At 41.8% G+C, this 20,532-nt stretch carries 18 protein-coding genes; 8 read left to right on the forward strand and 10 right to left on the reverse strand.

The window, feature by feature from the left end; translation table 11 throughout:
• Positions 1–504: a hypothetical protein gene (locus NH399_RS11265; protein ID WP_253040331.1), complete on the forward strand. Its 504-nt coding sequence runs from the start codon at positions 1–3 to the stop codon at positions 502–504.
• 191 nt (positions 505–695) lie between these two features.
• Positions 696–2,522 (forward strand): bifunctional diguanylate cyclase/phosphodiesterase, encoded by a 1,827-nt coding sequence (locus tag NH399_RS11270; protein WP_253040332.1) that lies wholly within the window; start codon positions 696–698, stop codon positions 2,520–2,522.
• A 19-nt stretch (positions 2,523–2,541) separates the two neighbouring features.
• Here NH399_RS11270 and NH399_RS11275 read toward each other — a convergent pair whose 3' ends face one another.
• The 5 genes from NH399_RS11275 to NH399_RS11295 form a co-directional block, all read right to left on the reverse strand.
• On the reverse strand, positions 2,542–2,748 hold the full coding sequence (locus NH399_RS11275) for a helix-turn-helix transcriptional regulator (RefSeq protein ID WP_253040333.1): 207 nt from the start codon (positions 2,746–2,748) through the stop codon (positions 2,542–2,544).
• The gene (locus tag NH399_RS11280) at positions 2,745–3,164 is read right to left on the reverse strand and encodes a hypothetical protein (protein ID WP_253040334.1); all 420 of its coding nucleotides are present in this window, start codon (positions 3,162–3,164) and stop codon (positions 2,745–2,747) included. Before NH399_RS11280 ends, NH399_RS11275 begins: the two co-directional genes overlap by 4 nt.
• A gap of 183 nt (positions 3,165–3,347) precedes the next feature.
• The gene (locus NH399_RS11285) at positions 3,348–3,722 is read right to left on the reverse strand and encodes a response regulator (protein WP_253040335.1); all 375 of its coding nucleotides are present in this window, start codon (positions 3,720–3,722) and stop codon (positions 3,348–3,350) included.
• Positions 3,719–5,263: an ATP-binding protein gene (locus NH399_RS11290; RefSeq protein ID WP_253040336.1), complete on the reverse strand. Its 1,545-nt coding sequence runs from the start codon at positions 5,261–5,263 to the stop codon at positions 3,719–3,721. Before NH399_RS11290 ends, NH399_RS11285 begins: the two co-directional genes overlap by 4 nt.
• Positions 5,264–5,419: 156 nt before the next feature.
• Positions 5,420–6,043 carry a TetR family transcriptional regulator gene (locus NH399_RS11295; RefSeq protein ID WP_253040337.1) on the reverse strand — a complete coding sequence of 208 codons (624 nt, stop codon included), beginning with the start codon at positions 6,041–6,043 and terminating at the stop codon, positions 5,420–5,422.
• Positions 6,044–6,162: 119 nt separating this feature from the next.
• Between NH399_RS11295 and NH399_RS11300 the strand changes: the two genes are divergently transcribed.
• On the forward strand, positions 6,163–6,891 hold the full coding sequence (locus tag NH399_RS11300) for an SDR family oxidoreductase (RefSeq protein WP_253040338.1): 729 nt from the start codon (positions 6,163–6,165) through the stop codon (positions 6,889–6,891).
• Between the two features lie 83 nt (positions 6,892–6,974).
• Here the strand turns inward: NH399_RS11300 and NH399_RS11305 are convergent, their stop codons facing one another.
• Complete coding sequence (locus tag NH399_RS11305) at positions 6,975–7,664, reverse strand: hypothetical protein (RefSeq protein WP_253040339.1); 690 nt, start codon at positions 7,662–7,664, stop codon at positions 6,975–6,977.
• A gap of 347 nt (positions 7,665–8,011) precedes the next feature.
• On the opposite strand from NH399_RS11305, the gene NH399_RS11310 reads away from it, so the two are divergent.
• A complete protein-coding gene (locus NH399_RS11310; protein ID WP_253040340.1) occupies positions 8,012–10,114 on the forward strand; it encodes a winged helix-turn-helix domain-containing protein in 2,103 nt (700 codons plus the stop codon).
• A gap of 85 nt (positions 10,115–10,199) precedes the next feature.
• On the opposite strand, the gene NH399_RS11315 is transcribed toward NH399_RS11310, so the two are convergent.
• Positions 10,200–10,940 (reverse strand): hypothetical protein, encoded by a 741-nt coding sequence (locus tag NH399_RS11315; RefSeq protein ID WP_253040341.1) that lies wholly within the window; start codon positions 10,938–10,940, stop codon positions 10,200–10,202.
• 232 nt (positions 10,941–11,172) lie between these two features.
• Here NH399_RS11315 and NH399_RS11320 point away from each other — a divergent pair, with 232 nt between their 5' ends.
• Positions 11,173–13,281 (forward strand): winged helix-turn-helix domain-containing protein, encoded by a 2,109-nt coding sequence (locus NH399_RS11320; protein ID WP_253040342.1) that lies wholly within the window; start codon positions 11,173–11,175, stop codon positions 13,279–13,281.
• A 330-nt stretch (positions 13,282–13,611) separates the two neighbouring features.
• Positions 13,612–15,000, forward strand: a complete 1,389-nt coding sequence (locus tag NH399_RS11325; RefSeq protein ID WP_253040343.1) for a hypothetical protein — start codon at positions 13,612–13,614, stop codon at positions 14,998–15,000.
• 46 nt (positions 15,001–15,046) lie between these two features.
• Here the strand turns inward: NH399_RS11325 and NH399_RS11330 are convergent, their stop codons facing one another.
• Entirely contained in the window at positions 15,047–17,188 is a 2,142-nt protein-coding gene (locus NH399_RS11330) for a winged helix-turn-helix domain-containing protein (protein ID WP_253040344.1), read from the reverse strand.
• 114 nt (positions 17,189–17,302) lie between these two features.
• On the reverse strand, positions 17,303–18,019 hold the full coding sequence (locus NH399_RS11335; RefSeq protein WP_253040345.1) for a YebC/PmpR family DNA-binding transcriptional regulator: 717 nt from the start codon (positions 18,017–18,019) through the stop codon (positions 17,303–17,305).
• Positions 18,020–18,442: 423 nt separating this feature from the next.
• Here NH399_RS11335 and NH399_RS11340 point away from each other — a divergent pair, with 423 nt between their 5' ends.
• Entirely contained in the window at positions 18,443–19,267 is an 825-nt protein-coding gene (locus tag NH399_RS11340; protein WP_253040346.1) for a hypothetical protein, read from the forward strand.
• Positions 19,268–19,428: 161 nt separating this feature from the next.
• Positions 19,429–19,842, forward strand: a complete 414-nt coding sequence (arfB, locus tag NH399_RS11345) for an alternative ribosome rescue aminoacyl-tRNA hydrolase ArfB (protein WP_253040347.1) — start codon at positions 19,429–19,431, stop codon at positions 19,840–19,842.
• Positions 19,843–19,850: 8 nt separating this feature from the next.
• Here the strand turns inward: arfB and NH399_RS11350 are convergent, their stop codons facing one another.
• Positions 19,851–20,384, reverse strand: a complete 534-nt coding sequence (locus NH399_RS11350) for a beta-lactamase hydrolase domain-containing protein (RefSeq protein WP_253040348.1) — start codon at positions 20,382–20,384, stop codon at positions 19,851–19,853.
• Positions 20,385–20,532: the final 148 nt, after the last annotated feature.

Consider the following 20,532-nt stretch of genomic DNA (forward strand, 5'->3'; position numbering starts at 1 on the left):
ATGAAAGATCTCTATACCGAAGCTTGTTGGTCACGCGGCAGCGTGGCTAGAGATGTAGATTTGGATCAACTAAAAATACCGCTCAGCCGGTTTCTCAAACAAAGCTTACCAAGGCATCTAGGCCCTTATTCGTTAATTACCAGTAAGTTTGTTAAAAGTAACGACCGTTACAGCATTCAACTACAAGAAGTTTCAGTTGGCTCTATGCAAAATGAAATCGATTCAGGCATTTCACAGTTTTTCCTACGTAGCCAAATATTAACCCCCACACTCAACTTAAAGCACGTCAAAAACAACGAAGACTTATTGCTGAGTGGTTTAATCAGTATTCAACAACACAAACCTTTTAGAGGGCTTGTGGCGTCTCCATCCATGCTTTTTGTTGATACCATTGAACACAAATTTAGTGCAAAGAAGGTCCAGCACTTAAGTTATTCAGAAGTTTTTGAGCACCTGCACAAACTCGCTTCAATAAGACCCAGACTCAGATTGATCGCTGCGTAACCTTTCTGGCAGTCGAAATACCAAATTAAAGTCTAATTGTTCTATAAAGCACAGTTTCCCTCTATATCCCTAGAGGCTCTCGCTGTCATCCTATTGATATTCGACTAAAGTTAATAAAGAGGTCTGGTGGAGAAAACCACCAAAATTAATGTGGTTATACATGATGCTAACCACAAACCAGGCACTATAGAATGATTGTAAAAATTGGCTTTTCAAAACCTCTTGCGATTATTATCCATATCATGGCTTTATTGCCTATCTTGGGATACAGTGCTTTTCATCTTCTGTTCGAAAACTCTCTTATAGGCGCCCTGCTTTTTTTTACAGGCGTCGTACTCACTTTCTCGCTGGTCGCCATCATCAAAGACATCGACAATGATCCCTACCTGCAAGCCTTTGTTATATGCATGACTCTGACCTTGGCCGCCACTTGCTACTACTTGGGCATTCGAGGGGCACTCTTTGTGTTTCCTTTACTTACCTCTTATTTTTATTCATTTACCTTTGGTTATGCATTAGCTCTGAGTAGCCTTGCTGCGTTCTCTTGTATGATAGCCTTACTTAACTCACTCGATCCTGTCACCGTTGCTCGTCTATCTCTGGGAGTCAGCCTAACAGTATTCTTTAATGCCAGTTTTGCTTATCTGGTCAACAAACAAAAGTCAGCACTAAAGGTTGAAGCGAATACCGACTACCTCACAGGCATTTCTAATCGCCAAAGTTTTAACTCATGGCTAGATGAAGAAATCCCGAAGTCTTTACGCAAGCATAGATTTCTGGCACTACTCTATGTGGATCTAAATGATTTTAAACGGGTCAACGACAACTACGGACACGCAGTCGGTGACAAAGTACTCATACAGGCAAGTGAACGTCTACTTAAGTGCATTCAAGCGAACAGCTCTCTAAATCAAGGCAAGGAAATCAAAATTGCTCGATTGGCAGGAGATGAGTTTACTCTGGTACTCACTCATGTCGAAAAGGAAGAAGAAATAGAAAGTTTTGTGCAAAACATTCTTCACGAACTCAGCCAAAGTTACTCTGTCGAAAACCTAGTGATTCATATTGGTGTGAGCATAGGGATTGCCCTGAGTGGCCAACATGGCAATTGTGCCGAAGAACTTCTCATTAATGCCGATGCGGCGATGTATCGAGCCAAGAAGGCAGGAAAAAAAGGCTATCAGTTCTTCAACTCAGATATTTACCAAGAGATGTTTATTAGCAAGGAAATTGAAAGGGGCATTCAGAATGCTCTCAATAACAATAACTTTTATATTGTGTTCATGCCTATTTATCAGACAAATACACTCGATATGGTTGGTGTTGAAACACTGATCCGTTGCGATTCACCACGCTTAAAAGACTATGGCCCAGATAAGTTTATCCCGATAGCCGAACGCTGTGGTTTAATTTACGACATCGATCTTTTTGTGATAGAAGCAACTTTTAAAAAGATAGTGGAACTCAAAGAGCTTAATCCCGATATGGACCTGCTCTTTTGTATTAACTTATCAGCAAAAGAACTACAAAATAAAGAAATTGGCGAAAGCATTCGCTACTTATTAAAGAAATACAATATCACTCCGAGTAGCATTGAGTTTGAAATAACAGAGACCAGTCTGGTTGCTTCTAGCGAAGAAAATATCAATATCTTGAGTCAGCTTAAAGAACTAGGAGTCAGGCTGTCACTCGATGACTTTGGAACAGGCTACACGGCCTTTAGCCAGCTCGCAGATTTTCCAGTCGATACGCTAAAAATTGACCGCTCGTTTGTTGCTAAACTCAACCAACAGGGTAACGAAAAGCTATCTATGGTCAACGTTATTACCATGCTCGCCAACTTATATGAACTGGATATTGTTGCTGAAGGTGTCGAAACAGAGGAACAACTTAACTACCTAAAAGCTATCGGCTGCCATTATGTGCAGGGGTATTACCTGAGCCACCCGCACACCTGGGATGCATTAATAACTTCAACTGCGGCAAAAATCTCTACCGAAGCACACCCTCACTCTTAAGTTCTCGCCCTAAACTGTTTTATTTTGAAGATGATGATTCATCTTCAAAAATGCTCTCTATCGGTAAGTCAAACAAACGCGAAATTTTAAAAGCCAAAGGTAAGCTGGGATCAAACTTACCTTTTTCTATGGCGTTAATGGTTTGCCTGGATACGTCCAGTTTTTCGGACAACTGTGCCTGGGTCCAATCTCGCTCAGCTCGGAGTACCTTTAGTTTGTTTTTCATTGGTAACGACGATTCCCACGCAATAATCCAACCATATAAATAGCACTCATCAGCATAACAAGATAAGAGATTTCAGCATCACTCTGAATGACGTTAGTCGTATCCATAAGCGAATAACTTAATCCACAAATAAGCCCACCTCCCAGAGACAATGCCATCGCTTCCAATTGAATTTTTTGCTGGAGCTCATCCAAACCTCTAAGATGTTGGCCATTGGCCCAGATCATTCCCACACCAATAAGCCAGTTAATGGCAATAAAGATGGTGCTGATCATTTCGTTACCAGGCCACAAGAACTTAGGTCCAAACGCTGCAATAGCCATTGTGACTAACCAAATTCCCGTCCATAGCGCCAAGCGCTTAACATTTTGCGCATTTTTCCTGGTCCACTCATTACATTCTATCGATTTACTCATATTCACCCCAAAAAAGTAAAGCAAGCTTTACTTAAAATATATAAAACCCACCTTTATGTCAAATAAACTTTACATGCCAAAGCCTAACTTGCACCTAATAAGAAGCCTATTATTTGAGAGGAGTAATCGAAAAATACGACAGGGAGTCGCTACCATAAAATATTAATGATTAAATTCAGTTACTTAGCGCTCGATAATCTCTTTTACCATCGCAGAAACCAGAGGCTTAACCAGATATTCCGTAACCACCGGGTAGTCCATTGCTTTTGCTTTATCTTCTTTATGCTCGGAGGAGGTCAGCATAACAACATGCCCTTCAAACCCAGCAAAATCCAGCACAAAGCATTGAAGAAATTCGAAGCCGTTCATCCGTGGCATGTTGATGTCGAGCAGTATCAGATTTGGCAGCGGGCTTGTTTGTGCCAAGATATCGAGCGCTTCCTGACCGTCATACGCTTGTAAAATCTCAATAGCCGGATCATAGCGATGAATAAGAGCCGAAGAAATAAATTGATCGGCCTCACTATCATCAACTATTAAAATTCGAAATTGGGTCATTCCATCTCTTTATTTGCAGGAATGCTGAGCCGAAAAAGACTTCCTTCATCATGTTCAGAAAAGGAGATGTGTCCATTCAATACAGCAGCACTTTTACTGATCAAATATAGACCCAGGCCACTGCCAAAAGCAACTTTCGGATGAAATCTCTTAAACATCACAAATAGCTCTTTCTGCTGCTCCTTGGGTATACCCAGGCCATTATCCTTGACCTCTAAGATAAACTGGGAGTTGTCACAATAGCTTGAAATAGACAGATAGGATGACTCTTTATTAACGTCCTGATATTTGATGGCATTCGATACTAAATTCTCCAGTATCACAACAAAACGCGATTGCGGAACACATAAAGCCCCTTCATGTCGAAAATCTTTTGTTATGGTCAGTCGAGAAAAATTGTCTAAATGCTGCATATTATCTAATACAGAGTCCACCAAAGCAGCAACATCAATGACTGTCGCCTCTTCTTGTCTGTGCTTTGCTTCTGATAAAACAAGTATATCTTTAATCAGCTTCTCCAGTTTGACCAAAGAATTGTAGGCATGTGACACACTGCTATTAACCATTTCATAATCGGACTCTCTAATGGAGTCCTTTGCCATACCCAACAAGGTAATTGCAGAAACAATAGGAGAACGCAAATCATGAGAAGTGCGATAAGAGAACTCTTCTAACTCGGCATTGGCTTCGGTTAAAGCCATCGTTCTTTCATCAACTATTTTTTCAAGGTTATCCTTATGCAACTGCAAATCAATCGCCAGGCGCTGATTGCCAATCAGGAGCTTTTTAAACATCTCGGCAGCTACAGCTAATCGGCCTATTTCATTTTTAACATTGGCATAAGGAATTTTTGTGTCTACTTTTCCTGCAGTAATCAGATCAATCGCCTGTGTAATAGCTACCAACGGGCTGCTAATTTTGCGAATAAAAATAAAGTAGAGAGCACCTAAAACAAAAATAATATAAGTTACTATAGCAATGGTCGTAAAATGAAGATAAACACTTGCCTTATATTGGGCCTGTTCCGCTTCTTTTTCTGCCCTTTGGTTGGTGATCCGTTGAAACTTCTCAATAGGCTCCATGATGATACTCTTATGGAAATCATAATTCTCGTCAAACATAAGCCGCTGAGCCTCTCTTAGCTTTCCTTCTGCGACTGCTTTCATTGCTCTATTTTCGGTTTCAATAAGTGCGTCAGAGTTGGCCTTGGCCTCCTCTATCAGAGCCAGCTCTTCGGGGTGTGCTTTCATCTCTTTTAAACGCGCCACCACTTTGTCTCGAGTTCTGGTTTCGTGCACTTCGCGCCAGAAAGCATCGTGATGTCTTTTGTCGCCAAAGATAGTATATCGACGCGCCTCGCGAGTAAGTAAATCGCTGGCCCTTTTTAACTCATTTCCCAAATGGCGAAATTCCATTTGACGCTGAATATAATGATGTTCTTGCTGAATACTGTAGTTCGTAACGAAAACCAAGCCTAGTGTTAGCAAGCTCATAGCAATGCAGCCAATTCCCGTTAACGTCGTCAGTGCGGATATTTTCATTTTTTAATTACAATAAGTCTCTCTCGCTTCTACTAATTATAGGAAATAGAGATTTATAAAAGCCTCTACCTCATTTGTAGCATAGTACATTGATTAGGCTTAACAATTGCCTGGCGGAGTCTCGACTGGGTACTTATTGTGAAGAAAATTTGAAAGCTAAGAATGCGGCTGCGAACTCATCGCCATCATCTGGAAGGTATTAATAACAGGCTTGATAATGGTTTGAATATCCTCCAGTGACTTGCCAGAGCGAGCCAGGGACGCAGTGCCATGAATCAAGGTCATGATGTAACGGGTTAGCACTTGCTCATCATTTTCGGCACCGATGTTGCCGCACTCTTTTTCGGCCTGAAAAAAAGCTAATAGATGCTCTTCGTTCAATGACTGAATGCTGTTAATCACCGTCACTGCTTGAGGTGGCATGTGATCACTCGCCGTTTCGTTGGCACACAAAGAGATAAAGCAGCCCTTAGGATAATGAGGATGACATTGGATTTGAATCACCGCGTGCAAATAATTGCTCAATCGTTCGGTAAATGGCAGCCCCTCAGCACTTAGCAGCTCAATGTTGGGCATCGCATGCTGTTCCAAATAATGCTGTGTGCAGCTGATAAACAGCTCTTCCTTATTGCCGAATGCTCCATAAAGGCTCGGTTTGTTGATTCCCATACTGGTCGTAAGATCGGATAACGACGCCCCCAAAAACCCCTTGGTCCAGAAAACCAACATGGCTTTTTCTAGTGCCTCTGTTTTACAAAACTCTCGCTTACGACCACTCACAACAAAACCTCAACACGGACAATTAAAAAAGGGGCTTGACAGAATTATACCGATCAGTACAATAAAGCTCAAATGTACCGATTGGTACAAAACAAATTATCATCTTCCAGGAGAAAAACATGAGTGTCGATATTAAAGATAAAATTGCCCTTGTCACCGGAGCTAATCGTGGAATAGGAGCCTCGATTGTCGAATCTTTTTTTGCTGCGGGAGCCAAAAAAATCTACGCCGCCGTTCGCCAGCTAGACAGCGCTAAAGAACTCACAGAAAAATATGGCGATAAGTTGGTGCCAGTTCATCTTGACTTAGAAAAACCAGAAACTATTCAAGAGCTTGCAAAAACAGCTGCTGATGTTCAGGTTGTTGTTAATAACGCAGGAGTACTCATACCCGCAACGCCATTAGCAGACGATGCAGAACAAAACCTGCAACAAGAGTTAACCATTAATACCTTTGGTTTGTTACGAGTTGCAAAGGTAATGACCCCGATCATCGAGAGCAACGGTGGCGGTGCCTTTGTACAACTAAACTCAGTTGCCTCCATCAAAAACTTTCTGGGACTTACGACTTACTCAGCTTCAAAAGCGGCTACCTACTCCATTACTCAGGGCCTTCGCGAAGAATTGTCGGATAAGGGCATAGCAGTCCTCAGCGTACACCCTGGCCCTATTGATACCAATATGGCCGCCACCGGAGGAATGACCGACATTGCAGAACCCACCAGCGTGGTATCCGAAGGGATTGTTGCTGCACTTAAAGCAGGCGATTTTCATTTATTTCCAGACTCGATGGCAAAAGACTTTGGCCAAGCCTTCCATAGCTACGCCAAAGAAATTATTGAAAGCTAGTCGTTAGTAACTCAGCAACTGATTTCCCCAAAATCTATCTTCGCCCATTACTGCCACTCTTCCGGTAATGGGCATTTTTTTGTTTAATAAAGATCGTAGTAGGTACGGAACTTTACCGCAAAATCAGCTGTACGACGCTGGCTAAGAATACCCCCGGAATGACTTTGTCCTGAGCTGAGTTCAATCGAATAAATATTTCCCTGGATCAGCGGCACCGTAAAGCTGTTGATGCCATCTTTATACTCGCCATCTCGGGTATACTCGATAACTTGTGCTCCCACATAAACCATTGTTTCGGGCACACTTGGCTCTGCTTCAAGCGCCACAGCAGCGGTTCCGTGCCCTTCCATTTCTATCCATAGTTCACCATCATGATCGGCTCTGAAGGTATAGCGGTATTCTGATGAGTACTGAATCATTCCATAGGGTCGAGGCTCATGTGGAGGCACGTGACTGACGTAATCCATCACTGTGCTTAAGGTAATTTCACCATTACCGTCATTGATAAAAAATCCCGTTAGCTCATTGGTCACCAGAGCATCCGAAAGTACTCCATCAGCACTGGATGCCGTCGATTCGACAAAGTTAACCGTGGCTTGTTGAGCATTCAAAAAGCGCCAGTTTTTGTCTCGTTGCCCACTCGCATTATCTGCTCTTGCCCATGACAATAACTTAACTTGGCTACCAAGAGGCGTTGCCGCTTCGACAGGAACAACAAAAGCAGCAGTGGCAACTGCAAGTAATAACAAGGGCGATTTACTAATGAAACTCATAATGGAGGATACCTCTCTAGTTTTTAAAATCGTGAAAATGTGGCTCAGTATTTATCTGCGCCGTCGTCCACAAAATTAATCAAATCCCAAAGCCGAGTCCTGAGCCCTACCATGAATTTTGCTTTGATTTTTCTGAATAAATGCACTCACATAAAACTCATATATTTGTTTTAAAAGGATATTTATCAAAATGAGCATCAGTAGAGGCAGACACAGAAAATTCAATCACACTGTCTATGCCTGTTTGGATGCGGTCCAGAAAGATTTCTATCAACACAAAATAATAAGGGGCAGTTTCGTTGTATAATGATTAAATCTTTTAAGTGTAAAGATAAACGGTGTAAAAGTTGACCGACGGATATTTTTATATTGGCGATCTAAAGGTCGACCCTCAAGTTGACCATGTTTACTTGAATGGCGAAGCCATCAAACTGGCTCCCAAAGAAATGATTGTCTTAGTCGTATTAGCCAATCATTACCCTAATCCTGTATCACGAGAATTATTGCTAGAAAAAGTGTGGGATAAACGAATCGGTGCCGATGAGCTGTTAACCCGAGTCATCGCCGATCTACGCAAAAAGCTGGGAGACAGTTCGCGCCAACCACAATATATAGAAACGGTCATTAAAAAAGGCTACCGACTCAAACACCCCATCACCTCGCCAACAGCAAAACCTGAACAAGCAGCTACTCAACAGACAAAAGCTCAAACCTCTTCTCAGCGGGCTCTGGTTGCAGTGCTGCTGTTTATGTTGATTTTGATTGCCGTTTTTATCCTAAATGGACAACACCCCACTGCGGCATCCACAACTAAGTTGGTCCTCAAGTCGCGCGAATTGATTCTGGATTCGCCAGCACAAGAAGTAAAACCAAGCATCAGTCCTAACGGTAACTATGTCATTTACAGTAAGAAGGTTAATGGCTATTTTCGTTTATTTATGTACACAATTAACGAAGCCCGTAATAAAGAAATACTGCTACAGGAAGGAACAAACCTACTCGCGTCCAGTATTTCTCCTGATGGTCTAAAAGTCACCTACACCGCCTACAATGAAACTTATTGTGAGCAAAAGGTACTTACCTTAATTGATAGTACCCAACAAACCTTGGCTTCTTGTTGGTCTCCTATCGCTCACTACTACACTTCAGGTTGGGCACAAACAACCAATACGCCACTTTATCTGGGGATCAACCCAACAACAGGGGCGCGACAAATACGGCAACAAGGAACAAACTCAGAAACAACAAAAATCTTGTTAGAAACCAGCGGGGCTAATTCTCACCTTTACTTTCCTCGTTTTCTGAAAGATGGCCGTTACCTTGCTTTTGTAAAGAGAGACACTTTGCAAACCTACGCCGAAGTGGGAGTACTAGATACTCAGACCAATCAAACTCAGTACCTATATAAAAGCCCTTATATCGCAGGGCTTAGTGTCACAGAAAAACTGATTTTAGTCACAGAAACCGACGGCAAGCGGCCAGGTGTTACGGTTATCTCTCCTACTCAAGGAGTCATCGATCAGGTCATTGAACGGGAGCTATCGGGTATCGACATCAGTTCGAAAAACGCTTTGATGGTGATATCAAAGAGAGACTTTAATACTGATATTGCCAGAATTTCCAATCAACTTGGCCATAACTCAAACATAGAGGCTGTCACTCTTTCCGATCTGGAAGAAAGCAATCCAGTGATTGATAATGACCAGCAATTGATTTTTGCTGATGAACTAAACAAAGTATGGCAACTTGATCAAAAGACTAAAAAGAAAACACTGCTATTTCAACTAAACCACCAGGCTCTATCTTGCCTCGAGCTCTCTTCAGACAGCCAGCAACTGCTCTATGGTGTTTACACTCATAAAAATCGATATCAATCCTTTATCTTTGACAAAACCAGCCAGCAACATACCAGCATACTAGAGCAATATGAATCAAAGTTTGGAATCTGGATTAATGAAACAACACTAGCTCTGAGCGTAAAAATTAATGATCAATGGGGGCTTTACCTCTATGACTTAACCAGTCAATCGTTAAAAAAAATTAGCGATGCAAACGTACTACGACTAGATTATCACAGTGGCCAGCTTTACTATTCGACAGTAGAAGATAACCATCTATATTCCATCACACCTTTTGCCGACACAGCAGAACATAACCAAAAGAAAGATTGGCGTATTTTTAATGACTTCGCCCTGACAACTGACTACTGGGATATTCATAACAATCAATTGTACCTATTTGAACAAAGTCAAGACCAGCTGGTGATCGGTGTTTATGATTTAATAAGCAGGCAGCGTCAAGGTCAGTTTCCTCTCGCCTCGTTAAAACAAAATCCAACTGCAGACAACTGGTTTACTTTCGAGCTGAAAGTAAACGATGAATATATCTATCTGGTTTATGTTTCTTCAGATGATTCAAACATTATTTTGTCTGAATATGAGTTGCGATAGTTTTGCACACCAATAGAAAAGACTCATTAGCTCCATAGTATTTCTGTTGGTGCGCTTACATACTTAATAAGCAGCAACATCGAGATTATAATTTGGTAAACTCTATGGTCGCTTCAACAAAATACAAAGCCGTTGTACCAACAAATCCAGAGTCGCTGGCCAGCAATAACCACAGATTGCCATTAGCATCCGTATCGGCAGTAAACTGAATATTGGTACTACTCAAACCTTTGAGTTCATAATCAAAATTCTGTTGTGAACAATCTTTGGAGTTGGCAAAATTTCCCAACACAATAGCATCACTCCCCCCCATACTTTGCTGTCCATGATCAATATTCATACGGTACATTGTTGTTCCGTTTTCATTAACAAGCTCAGCTTTAGGTTGCTGAGTGCTGGCACCTGCAACAATATACACATCTTCTCCAGGTGCGCCACCGGCTCCCACACAGTTTTGTGGGGCATTAGAGGCCAAGGTGACCGTAAACAAAAGATCATATCGTGAGTTGGCATCAAGCCCAGTAACTTTACGTGTTAGAAACATAAAAAGACTGGAGCTTAAGTTATTACCCGACAGCATTTGAGCTTTGTTCTCATCAAGTGGCTCAGGCAAAATGTCATGGCGGGCTATCAAGTTAAAATCAGAATTATTCTGCTGTGGATAATCCGCGAATCCAGAATGCCAACCATGATGCGACTGTCTAAAATCAACAACCAGCTTACCGTTTACCACGTCATTCGATTGCTGAACAGAAATGCTGCCATCACATCCCAATAGCATGACAGAAAAAATGCCCGAAATAACCCCATACAGTTTATTCATCATGTTCTCCTTTCTGCATCAACGTATGATTTGCTTTATGTATCTGTTAACGTATAGTCAGATTACCCGTTGACTTGCAAATAAGTCATTTTCTTTTTTATCACCTTATTTCGGCAAAATGAGATATCAACAACACTAAGATGCTGATAAATGACCTTCAAAAAAGTGTTAATTAACCGCTATAATAGCATCAGATGAATCGACTATTCGCACAGCGAAATACATACTATTATTCATGGAATTACCGCAAACAACACAGTCCCATCTTATACAATTTAAACACTGGCAACTAGACACCGAAAAAGGTCTGCTGCAAAATCAACAAACCCAAGAGTCATCAAAGTTACCTCACAAAACCACTCAGGTTCTTATTACACTGATTGCTCACCATGGTAAAACGGTCTCCAAAAACACATTAATAGAAAAAGTCTGGAACGGAAACACTTTGGTCGGCGAGCAAGGCGTCAGCAATGCCTTATGGCGTATCAGAAAAGCCTTAAACGAAGATCCTAAACATCCGATTTATTTAGAAACCATCCCCAAGCAGGGATACAAATGGCTATGTCCGCTCCAAACAGATCCAACACCTTCGTTATCATCTTGCGCAATACTATCTATAAGTCTTCTTTTGATACTTTTTCTAGGGCTACTTTACTGGCAGCTCGATGACGATACAGTTACCTTAAAAAAGACTCTGCAAACCTACACGCTTCACAATCAATCTAATAACTATGGAACAGAACGCTACCCAGCCATTTCTCCTGACCAAAAAAGTATGTTGTTTAGTTGGGGAGAACAGAATGCACCAACCAAAATATTTCTTAAACGCTTAGTCGATGATTCGGCTCCAATTCAATTAACAAATGGCTCTTCACAAGATATTAGAGCTTCCTGGTCTCCTGACGGAAAAAGTTTTGCTTTTATTCGCCAACTCCAAGGGTTATGTCACGTCGTAGAATACAATTTGACGACTCATAAAGAGAAAGAACTCACTCAATGCACCATGCCTAATGCTATTTCGGCTTCACTAAGCTGGTCCCCTGATGGTCAATACATTGCCTATACACTTCAAGACAGTCATCAAAAGAAGCGGCGCATTCGATTGATGTTATTGTCTCTAACAAGGTTAACATCTCAGGTTATTCCATTTGATGCAGACACCACATCCGATGTTTTTCCGATCTGGTCGGCAGACAGCAGTACACTTTATTTTTTGCGCTACAAAACCGACAGCTCTTTTGCTTTGTATCAGTTTCATCACGACACCCACAAAGTAAACTCAGTCAGTCCCTCTCTGGCAAACACACTGAAAACAGTCTTTGGCTTCATCCCTCAGAACGATTCTGACTTTTATTTGCTGGCAACGCTAGAGGACAGCAGCAATGCAAGCTTGTTCCATTATCAGCGGAACAACCATACCCTCTCAAAGCTAAAAGTATCAGGACATCATTTGATTGACCTAACTTTGGCTGATCAGAGACTCTACTTTGTGAAACGTTATCATGATACTCATCTGGGTCAGCTTAATCTTTCTTCTAGTAAGCCTCACATAACACCCTTTATCCAAACTTTTGGCACTGATATTCATTCAACCTACTGCCAAACATCAGGCCAAGTTGCATTTGTATCTAACACATCGGGTCGCTTAAACCTATGGCTTAGCGATCAAACAGGAGAGCACTTTCAACAACTGACAGACTATCCGCCACAAAACTATGTAGCCTATGCCGCCTGCTCTCCAGATGGCCAGAATATTGCCTTTGATGGCATCATTCCTAATGCTCAATCAGAGGGACAGAGAGGGATCTATTTGTACAATATCCAGACCCAGCAAACTCGTTTACTGTCAGCAATAACTCGCCCCATGGCTCCTTCCTGGAGCCTCGACAGCCAAAATCTATTCTTTAGTGATGGACAACACATGCACCTGCACGATTTGGCGCATTCAACAAACACCCCCATAACCAATATCAAATATCGCTATATTCAGGCAGGCTCAAAATCGGGAGAATACCTGGGTATGACTGCCAAAGGAGAAATTTGGCGATTTACACTCGATAACCCCGCTAATAAACAACTTGTTGTCAGTGGTATTCATCCTGATGACTGGGGTAATTGGCAGGTCACAGATAATGGGCTCATCTATCTAACTCGAACTCCAAAACAGGATCAGCTCACACAAATATCCTTCGTGGATAATCAAAATACACCACTAGCAACCTTCCCATCAGGATTGATAAGGAAAGGGAAAAGCCTCACCTATTTAAAACAACAAAATAAATTAGTAATTACTTACTTTGTAAAAAATGTATCCAGCATTGCCTATATCGATTTAGATCAATAACAGCAAGGCTTCGCTGGCTCTCAATTGAGGTCAACGATCAGCATCTTTAGCTAATTAATCAGAATCTCTTTCCTATGATGACGTTTTGATAGGCTACTTATCACTCAAGCTTTATCCTTCAGTGGCTCACTTAACCCATCTTCCAGTATCCTCAAGCAATCCATAACCCATTGATTTAAAATGATGTTATATAAAAGTGAAGTAAATTTAAGAGCAAAATGATGGTTCAGCCACTGAGTTTTCAATAAGTTTGGCACCGTTCCTGTCGCAAACAGTGAACACTAAAACCCAATGACTTAACAAGCCCACCTAATGGCTAAAAGGAAACTTATGAAATTAATGAAACTTAGTTTACTCACACTTAGTTGTCTATCTGTTTGGGCAACAGCCAACGATACGAATTACATTCTTGCGAAAAATACATTGGAAGTAGAAACCATCGCCAAAGGCGACAAGCCCCCCAGAAAAAAAGAAGAAAGAATATATGAAGGCCCTGCTCTTTCGGGTATTCCAATCCTTGATGACATGGCGGTAGGCATTGATGCAATAGATGGACTGATGGCGACATCGGTGGATGTATCAACCACTATGTTTTTTGGAGGCGTTTATACAGGAAACCTTGTTGCTACCTGTAATGCCGATGTGACGACTCCAGAGCCAGAGCTTGGCTTACTATTTTGTCGACAAAGCACGACGTTTTTCCTCGATGTGGGAAATCGTAATGGCCGACTGGATGTTAGCGTCGCCAAGGGTTCGAGCCATCTAAACTCTACCGAAGCCAGCCCTTCTAGCCTCGTTTGCTTTAACATCGACTGCCATGGAAACCCAGAAGAACCTATAGAATTCGACGTCACTCCTTATGAGACAGGAACGCTTACTCTATCTAGCCAGTTCTATACATCTGGAATTATTCCCGCTCAAAGTGCTGTCGGCCAATTTGTTTTTGTCTGGGACTACTACATGGACGCTTATCGGTTTAATGCTGACGATAAATCCGATCATCTGATAGACGCCAATACGCTATTAGACAACGGAAACAACCACTATCACATGGTAGGAGCAAAAAAATGGACCAGTGGCTTTTTGCCAGTCGATATCGCCAAGAAGTATCGTTTGCGCGGTGACTTTAAATCGGTGGATGAGAACGAATCCTTTATCTACTTCGGTTTCGAAAGCTATGACGAAAATCACGAGTTAATTCGCTCAATTATGGTCAATCGAGCTGGTAATGACGGTGTCGTTTCTTCGTTTAATGCTACCAGCATTCAAACAGATAACGCACTACAAGGTTGGGCACCACTGCATCAATCGAATCTTTACCGAGGTATTGGTATTTATCCTGATGGTGACACCAGCAAACGCCCTAAACACATCATCGATCCAACGCAGGGCAACCATTATCAAACACTGGGTAACAACCAAGTTGATCTGGCAGCGGCGCTTCCTGCCGAGGTTATGAATGACATTATCCCCGGAGTAACGGTGATAAAGAATCATCAAGCCAGTAGCGCACATATTTACATTGCCGGTCAGCATGTAGGAAACCAATGGACTCACTTCGAGCAAGACTTTGAAGGTGCCCTTTGGTACAACAATCATCACAGCTTCCGTCCAGAAACCAAATACGTGAAAGTCTACGTCGCTGGCAACTGGATCAATAGTGAAAATGCAGAGTTACTATTCGATAACTTAGTGTTAGAAACCATCGAACAGGAATAACAGAAGGAATTGCTTCAGCCGTCAAGGAAGATGCTGAAGCCCACTATCACATCTGAATGTAAGAAATTCGAGAGACTCTTTTGGCATAGTATCCGACGACCAACTGTTGAGCTTTTAGATTCACTGTCATATTTCTTTTCGAATGAATCGTACCGTAAGGCAATCTTGCTACCGTACTTCTTACTTTGGTCTTTAGATCAAGTAGAATGATTTCATCATTGTCAAGAGTTCTGTGAAGATACACAAGATGCTCGTCGGTAACGTCCCAATTACCCCAGTCCATCTCATCCACGTTATCAATCATCCGCACTTTATTATCCCCCTGCTCTAGCGAAGGTAAATGCCAAATCTCTCCTGCAAAATTCGATGCAAAAAGGCCTTCACCTACGGGGTTCCATTTAATCACAGCAAACGGCAAACCAAGATTATTAAACTTGCCCGACTGTCGAAACTCACTCAACCAAAGCGTTGGCTCAGCGACACCATCTTGTACCGAATAAATCTCATCGGGTGTAGCTCCCCATGAAGGCGCAAAGGTTTCCTGATCGATAGATAACGCTACCGTATTGTGCAACTGCCGATCATAAACATAGAGTCGCCATTCTCTGGAAGGATTAATCTCGGGCACAACTCCAGTAAAAGCCACATAGCGTCCATCAGGAGAACACTGAGGCGCCAATACTAAACTATTTTTATCATAAGATGTTAACTGCTTAATATCACTGCCATCCACCGCTGATGACCATAGATTCATCTCCCCCGATGCATTAGAAACAAAAACGACCCGATCAACACCAGTACAATAAGTTGGATACAGATCCGTTTTAAACGTTTGCACAAAAGGCTGTACGCTAGTTATTATCTTCTCATTACTTAAATCGATCTTTCCTAGATGAGAGCTATGAATGTACTCCACAAAATAGAGTCGCTCATTGGCACTGTCATACCATGGATTTTTAAGGTGATGTGGAGAAGTATCAATCCGCTTTAGCGAACGTTCATCTTTAACCCAGCGAAAAATATCGGCATTGCCAGGTGCTTTCTCCAGGCCAGCAATAAATAACTCACCCGACTTAGCAAAGGTTAACCCCTGAATGCGTTTGATATCAGGGCTCACATTATCGGTAACGTATTGGATGCTTCCGCCTTTCACCGATGTAGACATAATGCGTAACTCATCGGCAGAAGTACGTCGCACAAAATAAATACTTTTTTGATTAGGATGCCAGGTTGCAAGCACATCGGTATATACACTGTTACGGGAAACGAGCGTACGAATGGATTTATCTTTTATCGAATAAACGTTAATTCTTGATATCGATTCACCGTCAACCTGATCAGTTAGATTGTAAGCAATATAATTTCCATCAGGAGAAACACTCAGCGAATATCCTTCAGTTCCAGTAAGAGAACACTCTGTTAAGCTTTCTTCTTCTCGGCTGTATAATGAAAATAGAACAATCGTACAACGATTACTTTTATGGGCTCTGCGTAAAAAAACAAAGTGCTCATTATCTGGTAACCATACCGGCCGAATATCATTGTGCTTACCATCAGTTAATGGAATAGGCTCTTTGTTTTTATCAAAAGAGAGATAAATAGTATCTTTACGTCCACCTTTTCTCCAACTAAAGAGCATTTGCTTACCGTCATCGGATATCGCAGGGAAACTCTCCAGACCAAAATGATTAGAGGCCGAATGCACTTGAAAATCCTTCTCACTCGAGGATGCTTTTTGTTGAAGATTCATTCCAACAGCCAAAAGAATGAGAGAAACAAGCCCGAAAGCGATATAAACAACATGCCGACGAGTGAGACGAGACAGTTTTTTTCTCGATGGACTTTCTGTGCTTTTTGTATTGTCCTTAATGCCAGCGCCAATCCATCGATATCCTACCTTGGGAATCGTTTCGATGTATTGAGGATTCGACGTATCGACTTCTAATATTTTACGAATACGCCACAGGGCATTACTAACACCTTGCTCACCCACCAAAGCATTACCTTTCCAAATGTCATTGATCAGCTCTTCTTTTGTGACGGTTTGTCCAGCTCGTTCGATAAGAAATATGAGAACTCGCATAGCCTTGTGAGGCAGCTTGGACTCGGATGAATCCTCACGATCAGTAATAATTCCACGTTCAATATCGATGTGCCAATGAGAGAACTCAATCATTTGTTTAGTCATTAAATATCGTACCCGACTTAATCATTTCCTAATAAAAATACGCTCTATCCATACGCATCATTCCATGACGCCAAAAAGAAACGGCGTTGTGAAAAAACGCCGTTATTGCCTCACTTATTGTTCGGCATTGTGATAAACATTTTGAACATCGTCCAAATCGTTTAACATCTCTAAAAATCGTTCGAACATTTCAACATCATCACCACTGACAGGCGTTGTTGTTTGTGGCAAATACTGGATCTCATCAACATCATAATCCATATCGCCAAAAGCATCCGCTAACGCTTGCTTTGCTTTAAAGCTCTCGGTATGTGGCGCAAAGACAGTAATTTTTCCATCTTCGTTTTCAATATCAGTGACATCGACATCAGCACCCATCAATGCATCGAGTACCGCTTCTTCATCATCGCCAGCAAAGACCAAAATAGAGCAGTGGTCAAACATGTGACTAACACAGCCTTGGGTGCCTATCTTACATTTGGTTTTAGTAAAGCACTGACGCACATCACCAAACGTACGATTAGGGTTATCCGTCAGACACTCAATGATCACCATGGTGTTGCCAGGTCCATACCCTTCATAGATAGCTACAGCGAAATCTTCACCACCACCACCTTTTGCCTTATCGAGCGCTTTTGAAATAACATGAGCCGGAACCTGACTCTTTTTTGCTCTATCTAGTAAGCTGCGCAAAGCAAGGTTGCCATCAGGATCGACGCCTCCCGATTTAGCACAAACATAAATCTCACGACTAAATTTACTATATACCTTGGCATTCGCATCAGACGTTTTTGCCATAGATTCTTTTCGGTTTTGAAAGGCTCGACCCATAATTAATTTCCTGAAACTACCCTTTAGGGCAATTTTATCAATATTTAGACGGAATAGAAACGCTTGGCCAACGACGACGACAACTGTATAAAAATTCTACAGTGTTATTCTGTATCTTGAGTTTGTAGAAAACCAGGCATCTAAAGCTCACACATAATTTGAACATCAGTTCTCCTGCTATTTGGACTCTAGACACTACTCCAGCTCTGCCCACTGTGGCCTTATTGTGACCATTCCATTTCACAATGATTGTTTGAAGCCATAGATAACATCTATAAAATCAATTCCTTACATCTACTTGTAAAGCTTTAACCGAAGCAGATTAACAACCGTCTCATTTAGCTTGTCGCTCATAACCTCTCCTTTTATTTAGCTTGGCCAGGTGGAAATTAATCCACTTCATAATCACAACAGGAAACAACTATGAAAAATCTGGTATTAATAAGCTCACTGGCACTGGCGATACTCAACCCCTTATCAGCAGAAGAAAAGTCTGCGACGGGTCAATGGCCTATACAGAATGACATGAGAGTATTCGCAAACTTCTTACCTGGTCAGGCTGTAGTAGGAGAAGCTGTAACCTTTGCCTGGAACTCACACAATACTTCGGCCTGTATCATCACAGGTGTTCCAGGTTTAACAGGCAACTACAGAACATCTGGCTATCATTCTTTTGTTGCAACAACCAGCCTCTATGCTCAAGTTCAATGTTATGGAGCCAACGGTGGCCAAGGGAGCGCTGTTGATTATCTATCGGTAACAGCCGCTCAGGGAGAACCTTCTATTTCGGCGTCATTTACTCCCTCTCTTATTCGATACGGAGATTCAACCAGTTTCAGGTGGAGTGCTGAAAACGCCGACTCTTGCAGTGTCAGCGCACCGATTCACGCTGCCGGGCTTTCTGGTACAAGATTACTTTCACCCGCAGAAACCACGACCGTTACGGTGACCTGTACAAACGGAAACAAACAGGTGAGTAAATCAGCAACCGTTTACTTGCAAACTACAGAAGAGCCCTCATTCGCGCCTTACGCAAGTCCACGATACTTAAGTAGCCCAGGTTATGTGCAGATACATCCTAATGCGATAGATGCCGACAGATGTAGCGTCGATGGAATACCAACAGATACCAATGGCTCGGCTTCTCTGTTTATCGATAGATCTCAAACCTTTAGTGTTACCTGCATCAAAGGCTCAGCTTCGGAACGCAAAAATGTCTACGTCTATGTTGGAGACTTATTAAAATAAGCAAGCTCTTTCATGTTAGAGGTTGCCCTGGCTGGCAGCCTCCCACTCATCGTCAAATCCAGACGGCTTTTTAACTCAACTCTCACAAGATAACTTGCCAATACCACCAGAAGTCACTCACAATGTATGAGTTCCACCATAATGTTTATTAAGACTCAACGATGCATCCATACCTTACTAAATTGCAGTTAACCGAAGATGATATTCAACTGAATGCCATTCGAGCTCAAGGCTCTGGTGGACAAAATGTCAATAAGGTGTCGACCGCCATACACCTTAGGTTTGATATCAAATCATCTCCCTTAACGGACTTTTATAAACAACGACTACTTAACTACAAAGATCAGAGAATCAGTAAAGACGGTATTATTATAATAAAAGCTCAACAATACCGAACTCAGGAACAAAACAAAGAAGATGCGCTACAACGGCTCGTGGAGCTCATTCAAAAAGCGAGCCAGATACAAAAAAACCGCAGGCCGACTAAGCCAACGCGATCTTCACAACAACGGCGCTTAAATAGTAAAAACCGTCATGGTGCCAAAAAAGCACTCCGAAAGAAGGTATTCGACTAAGCGCTAATTTATTGCGGTTTATCTACTAATGACTCTTGACGCAACTGCTCCACAACTTTGCTTTCCAGACGAGTTAAACCAGCTTTTTTGCCCAAAACTAAAGCTTCTTCTGTTGATAAATTTTGAGCATAAAATCCTCGAAGCGCCAATAATGCTCCCACTCGATTGCCACTGGCACAATGAATCAAAGTTTTGCCTTCATTGGCAGTCAGCACTCGATGCAACAACATGGCATTTTCCTTAGAAACGCCGCTTGCGCCAGCAATAGGTAACGAGACATATTTAAGCCCCAACGACTCAACCAGTGCTTTTTCGTCAAAATCGATAGACTCTTTATCTGTACGCATATTAATAATCGTTTTTATACCTGCAGATTTTAATAATGCAAAGTCATCGGCGACGGGCTGACCGGCGGTTACTATATCACTGGATGGAAACATTAAGTTCTTAGCTTTTACCCCAGTTAAGTCTCCAGCCTTAACATGTGCAAAAAAAGAGATAGCAACGACAAATACAAAACGTTTAATAAACACAGAGAGCATAGTTAGGTCCTGGTTACATATTTTGAGAAGAAATAAGAACCAATACTAACAAATTAAAACAGGAGTTCACAACGATGGCCGTCACGCTAGTGTGCAGTGATATTGATGGATAAGGGTGCTGTACATTTAATCCAATCCGTAGTGGGTT

It is taken from the genome of Pleionea sp. CnH1-48 (assembly GCF_024124665.1).
Taxonomy (GTDB): domain Bacteria; phylum Pseudomonadota; class Gammaproteobacteria; order Enterobacterales; family Kangiellaceae; genus JAMXSB01.

Excerpts from the sequence above, each read along its gene's own strand:
- NH399_RS11265 (WP_253040331.1), top strand. The coding sequence starts at position 1 with ATGAAAGATCTCTATACCGAAGCTTGTTGGTCACGCGGCAGCGTGGCT.
- NH399_RS11270 (WP_253040332.1), top strand. The coding sequence starts at position 696 with ATGATTGTAAAAATTGGCTTTTCAAAACCTCTTGCGATTATTATCCAT.
- NH399_RS11275 (WP_253040333.1), bottom strand. The coding sequence starts at position 2,748 with ATGAAAAACAAACTAAAGGTACTCCGAGCTGAGCGAGATTGGACCCAG.
- NH399_RS11280 (WP_253040334.1), bottom strand. The coding sequence starts at position 3,164 with ATGAGTAAATCGATAGAATGTAATGAGTGGACCAGGAAAAATGCGCAA.
- NH399_RS11285 (WP_253040335.1), bottom strand. The coding sequence starts at position 3,722 with ATGACCCAATTTCGAATTTTAATAGTTGATGATAGTGAGGCCGATCAA.
- NH399_RS11290 (WP_253040336.1), bottom strand. The coding sequence starts at position 5,263 with ATGAAAATATCCGCACTGACGACGTTAACGGGAATTGGCTGCATTGCT.
- NH399_RS11300 (WP_253040338.1), top strand. The coding sequence starts at position 6,163 with ATGAGTGTCGATATTAAAGATAAAATTGCCCTTGTCACCGGAGCTAAT.
- NH399_RS11305 (WP_253040339.1), bottom strand. The coding sequence starts at position 7,664 with ATGAGTTTCATTAGTAAATCGCCCTTGTTATTACTTGCAGTTGCCACT.
- NH399_RS11315 (WP_253040341.1), bottom strand. The coding sequence starts at position 10,940 with ATGATGAATAAACTGTATGGGGTTATTTCGGGCATTTTTTCTGTCATG.
- NH399_RS11320 (WP_253040342.1), top strand. The coding sequence starts at position 11,173 with ATGGAATTACCGCAAACAACACAGTCCCATCTTATACAATTTAAACAC.
- NH399_RS11325 (WP_253040343.1), top strand. The coding sequence starts at position 13,612 with ATGAAATTAATGAAACTTAGTTTACTCACACTTAGTTGTCTATCTGTT.
- NH399_RS11330 (WP_253040344.1), bottom strand. The coding sequence starts at position 17,188 with ATGACTAAACAAATGATTGAGTTCTCTCATTGGCACATCGATATTGAA.
- NH399_RS11335 (WP_253040345.1), bottom strand. The coding sequence starts at position 18,019 with ATGGGTCGAGCCTTTCAAAACCGAAAAGAATCTATGGCAAAAACGTCT.
- NH399_RS11340 (WP_253040346.1), top strand. The coding sequence starts at position 18,443 with ATGAAAAATCTGGTATTAATAAGCTCACTGGCACTGGCGATACTCAAC.
- arfB (WP_253040347.1), top strand. The coding sequence starts at position 19,429 with ATGCATCCATACCTTACTAAATTGCAGTTAACCGAAGATGATATTCAA.
- NH399_RS11350 (WP_253040348.1), bottom strand. The coding sequence starts at position 20,384 with ATGCTCTCTGTGTTTATTAAACGTTTTGTATTTGTCGTTGCTATCTCT.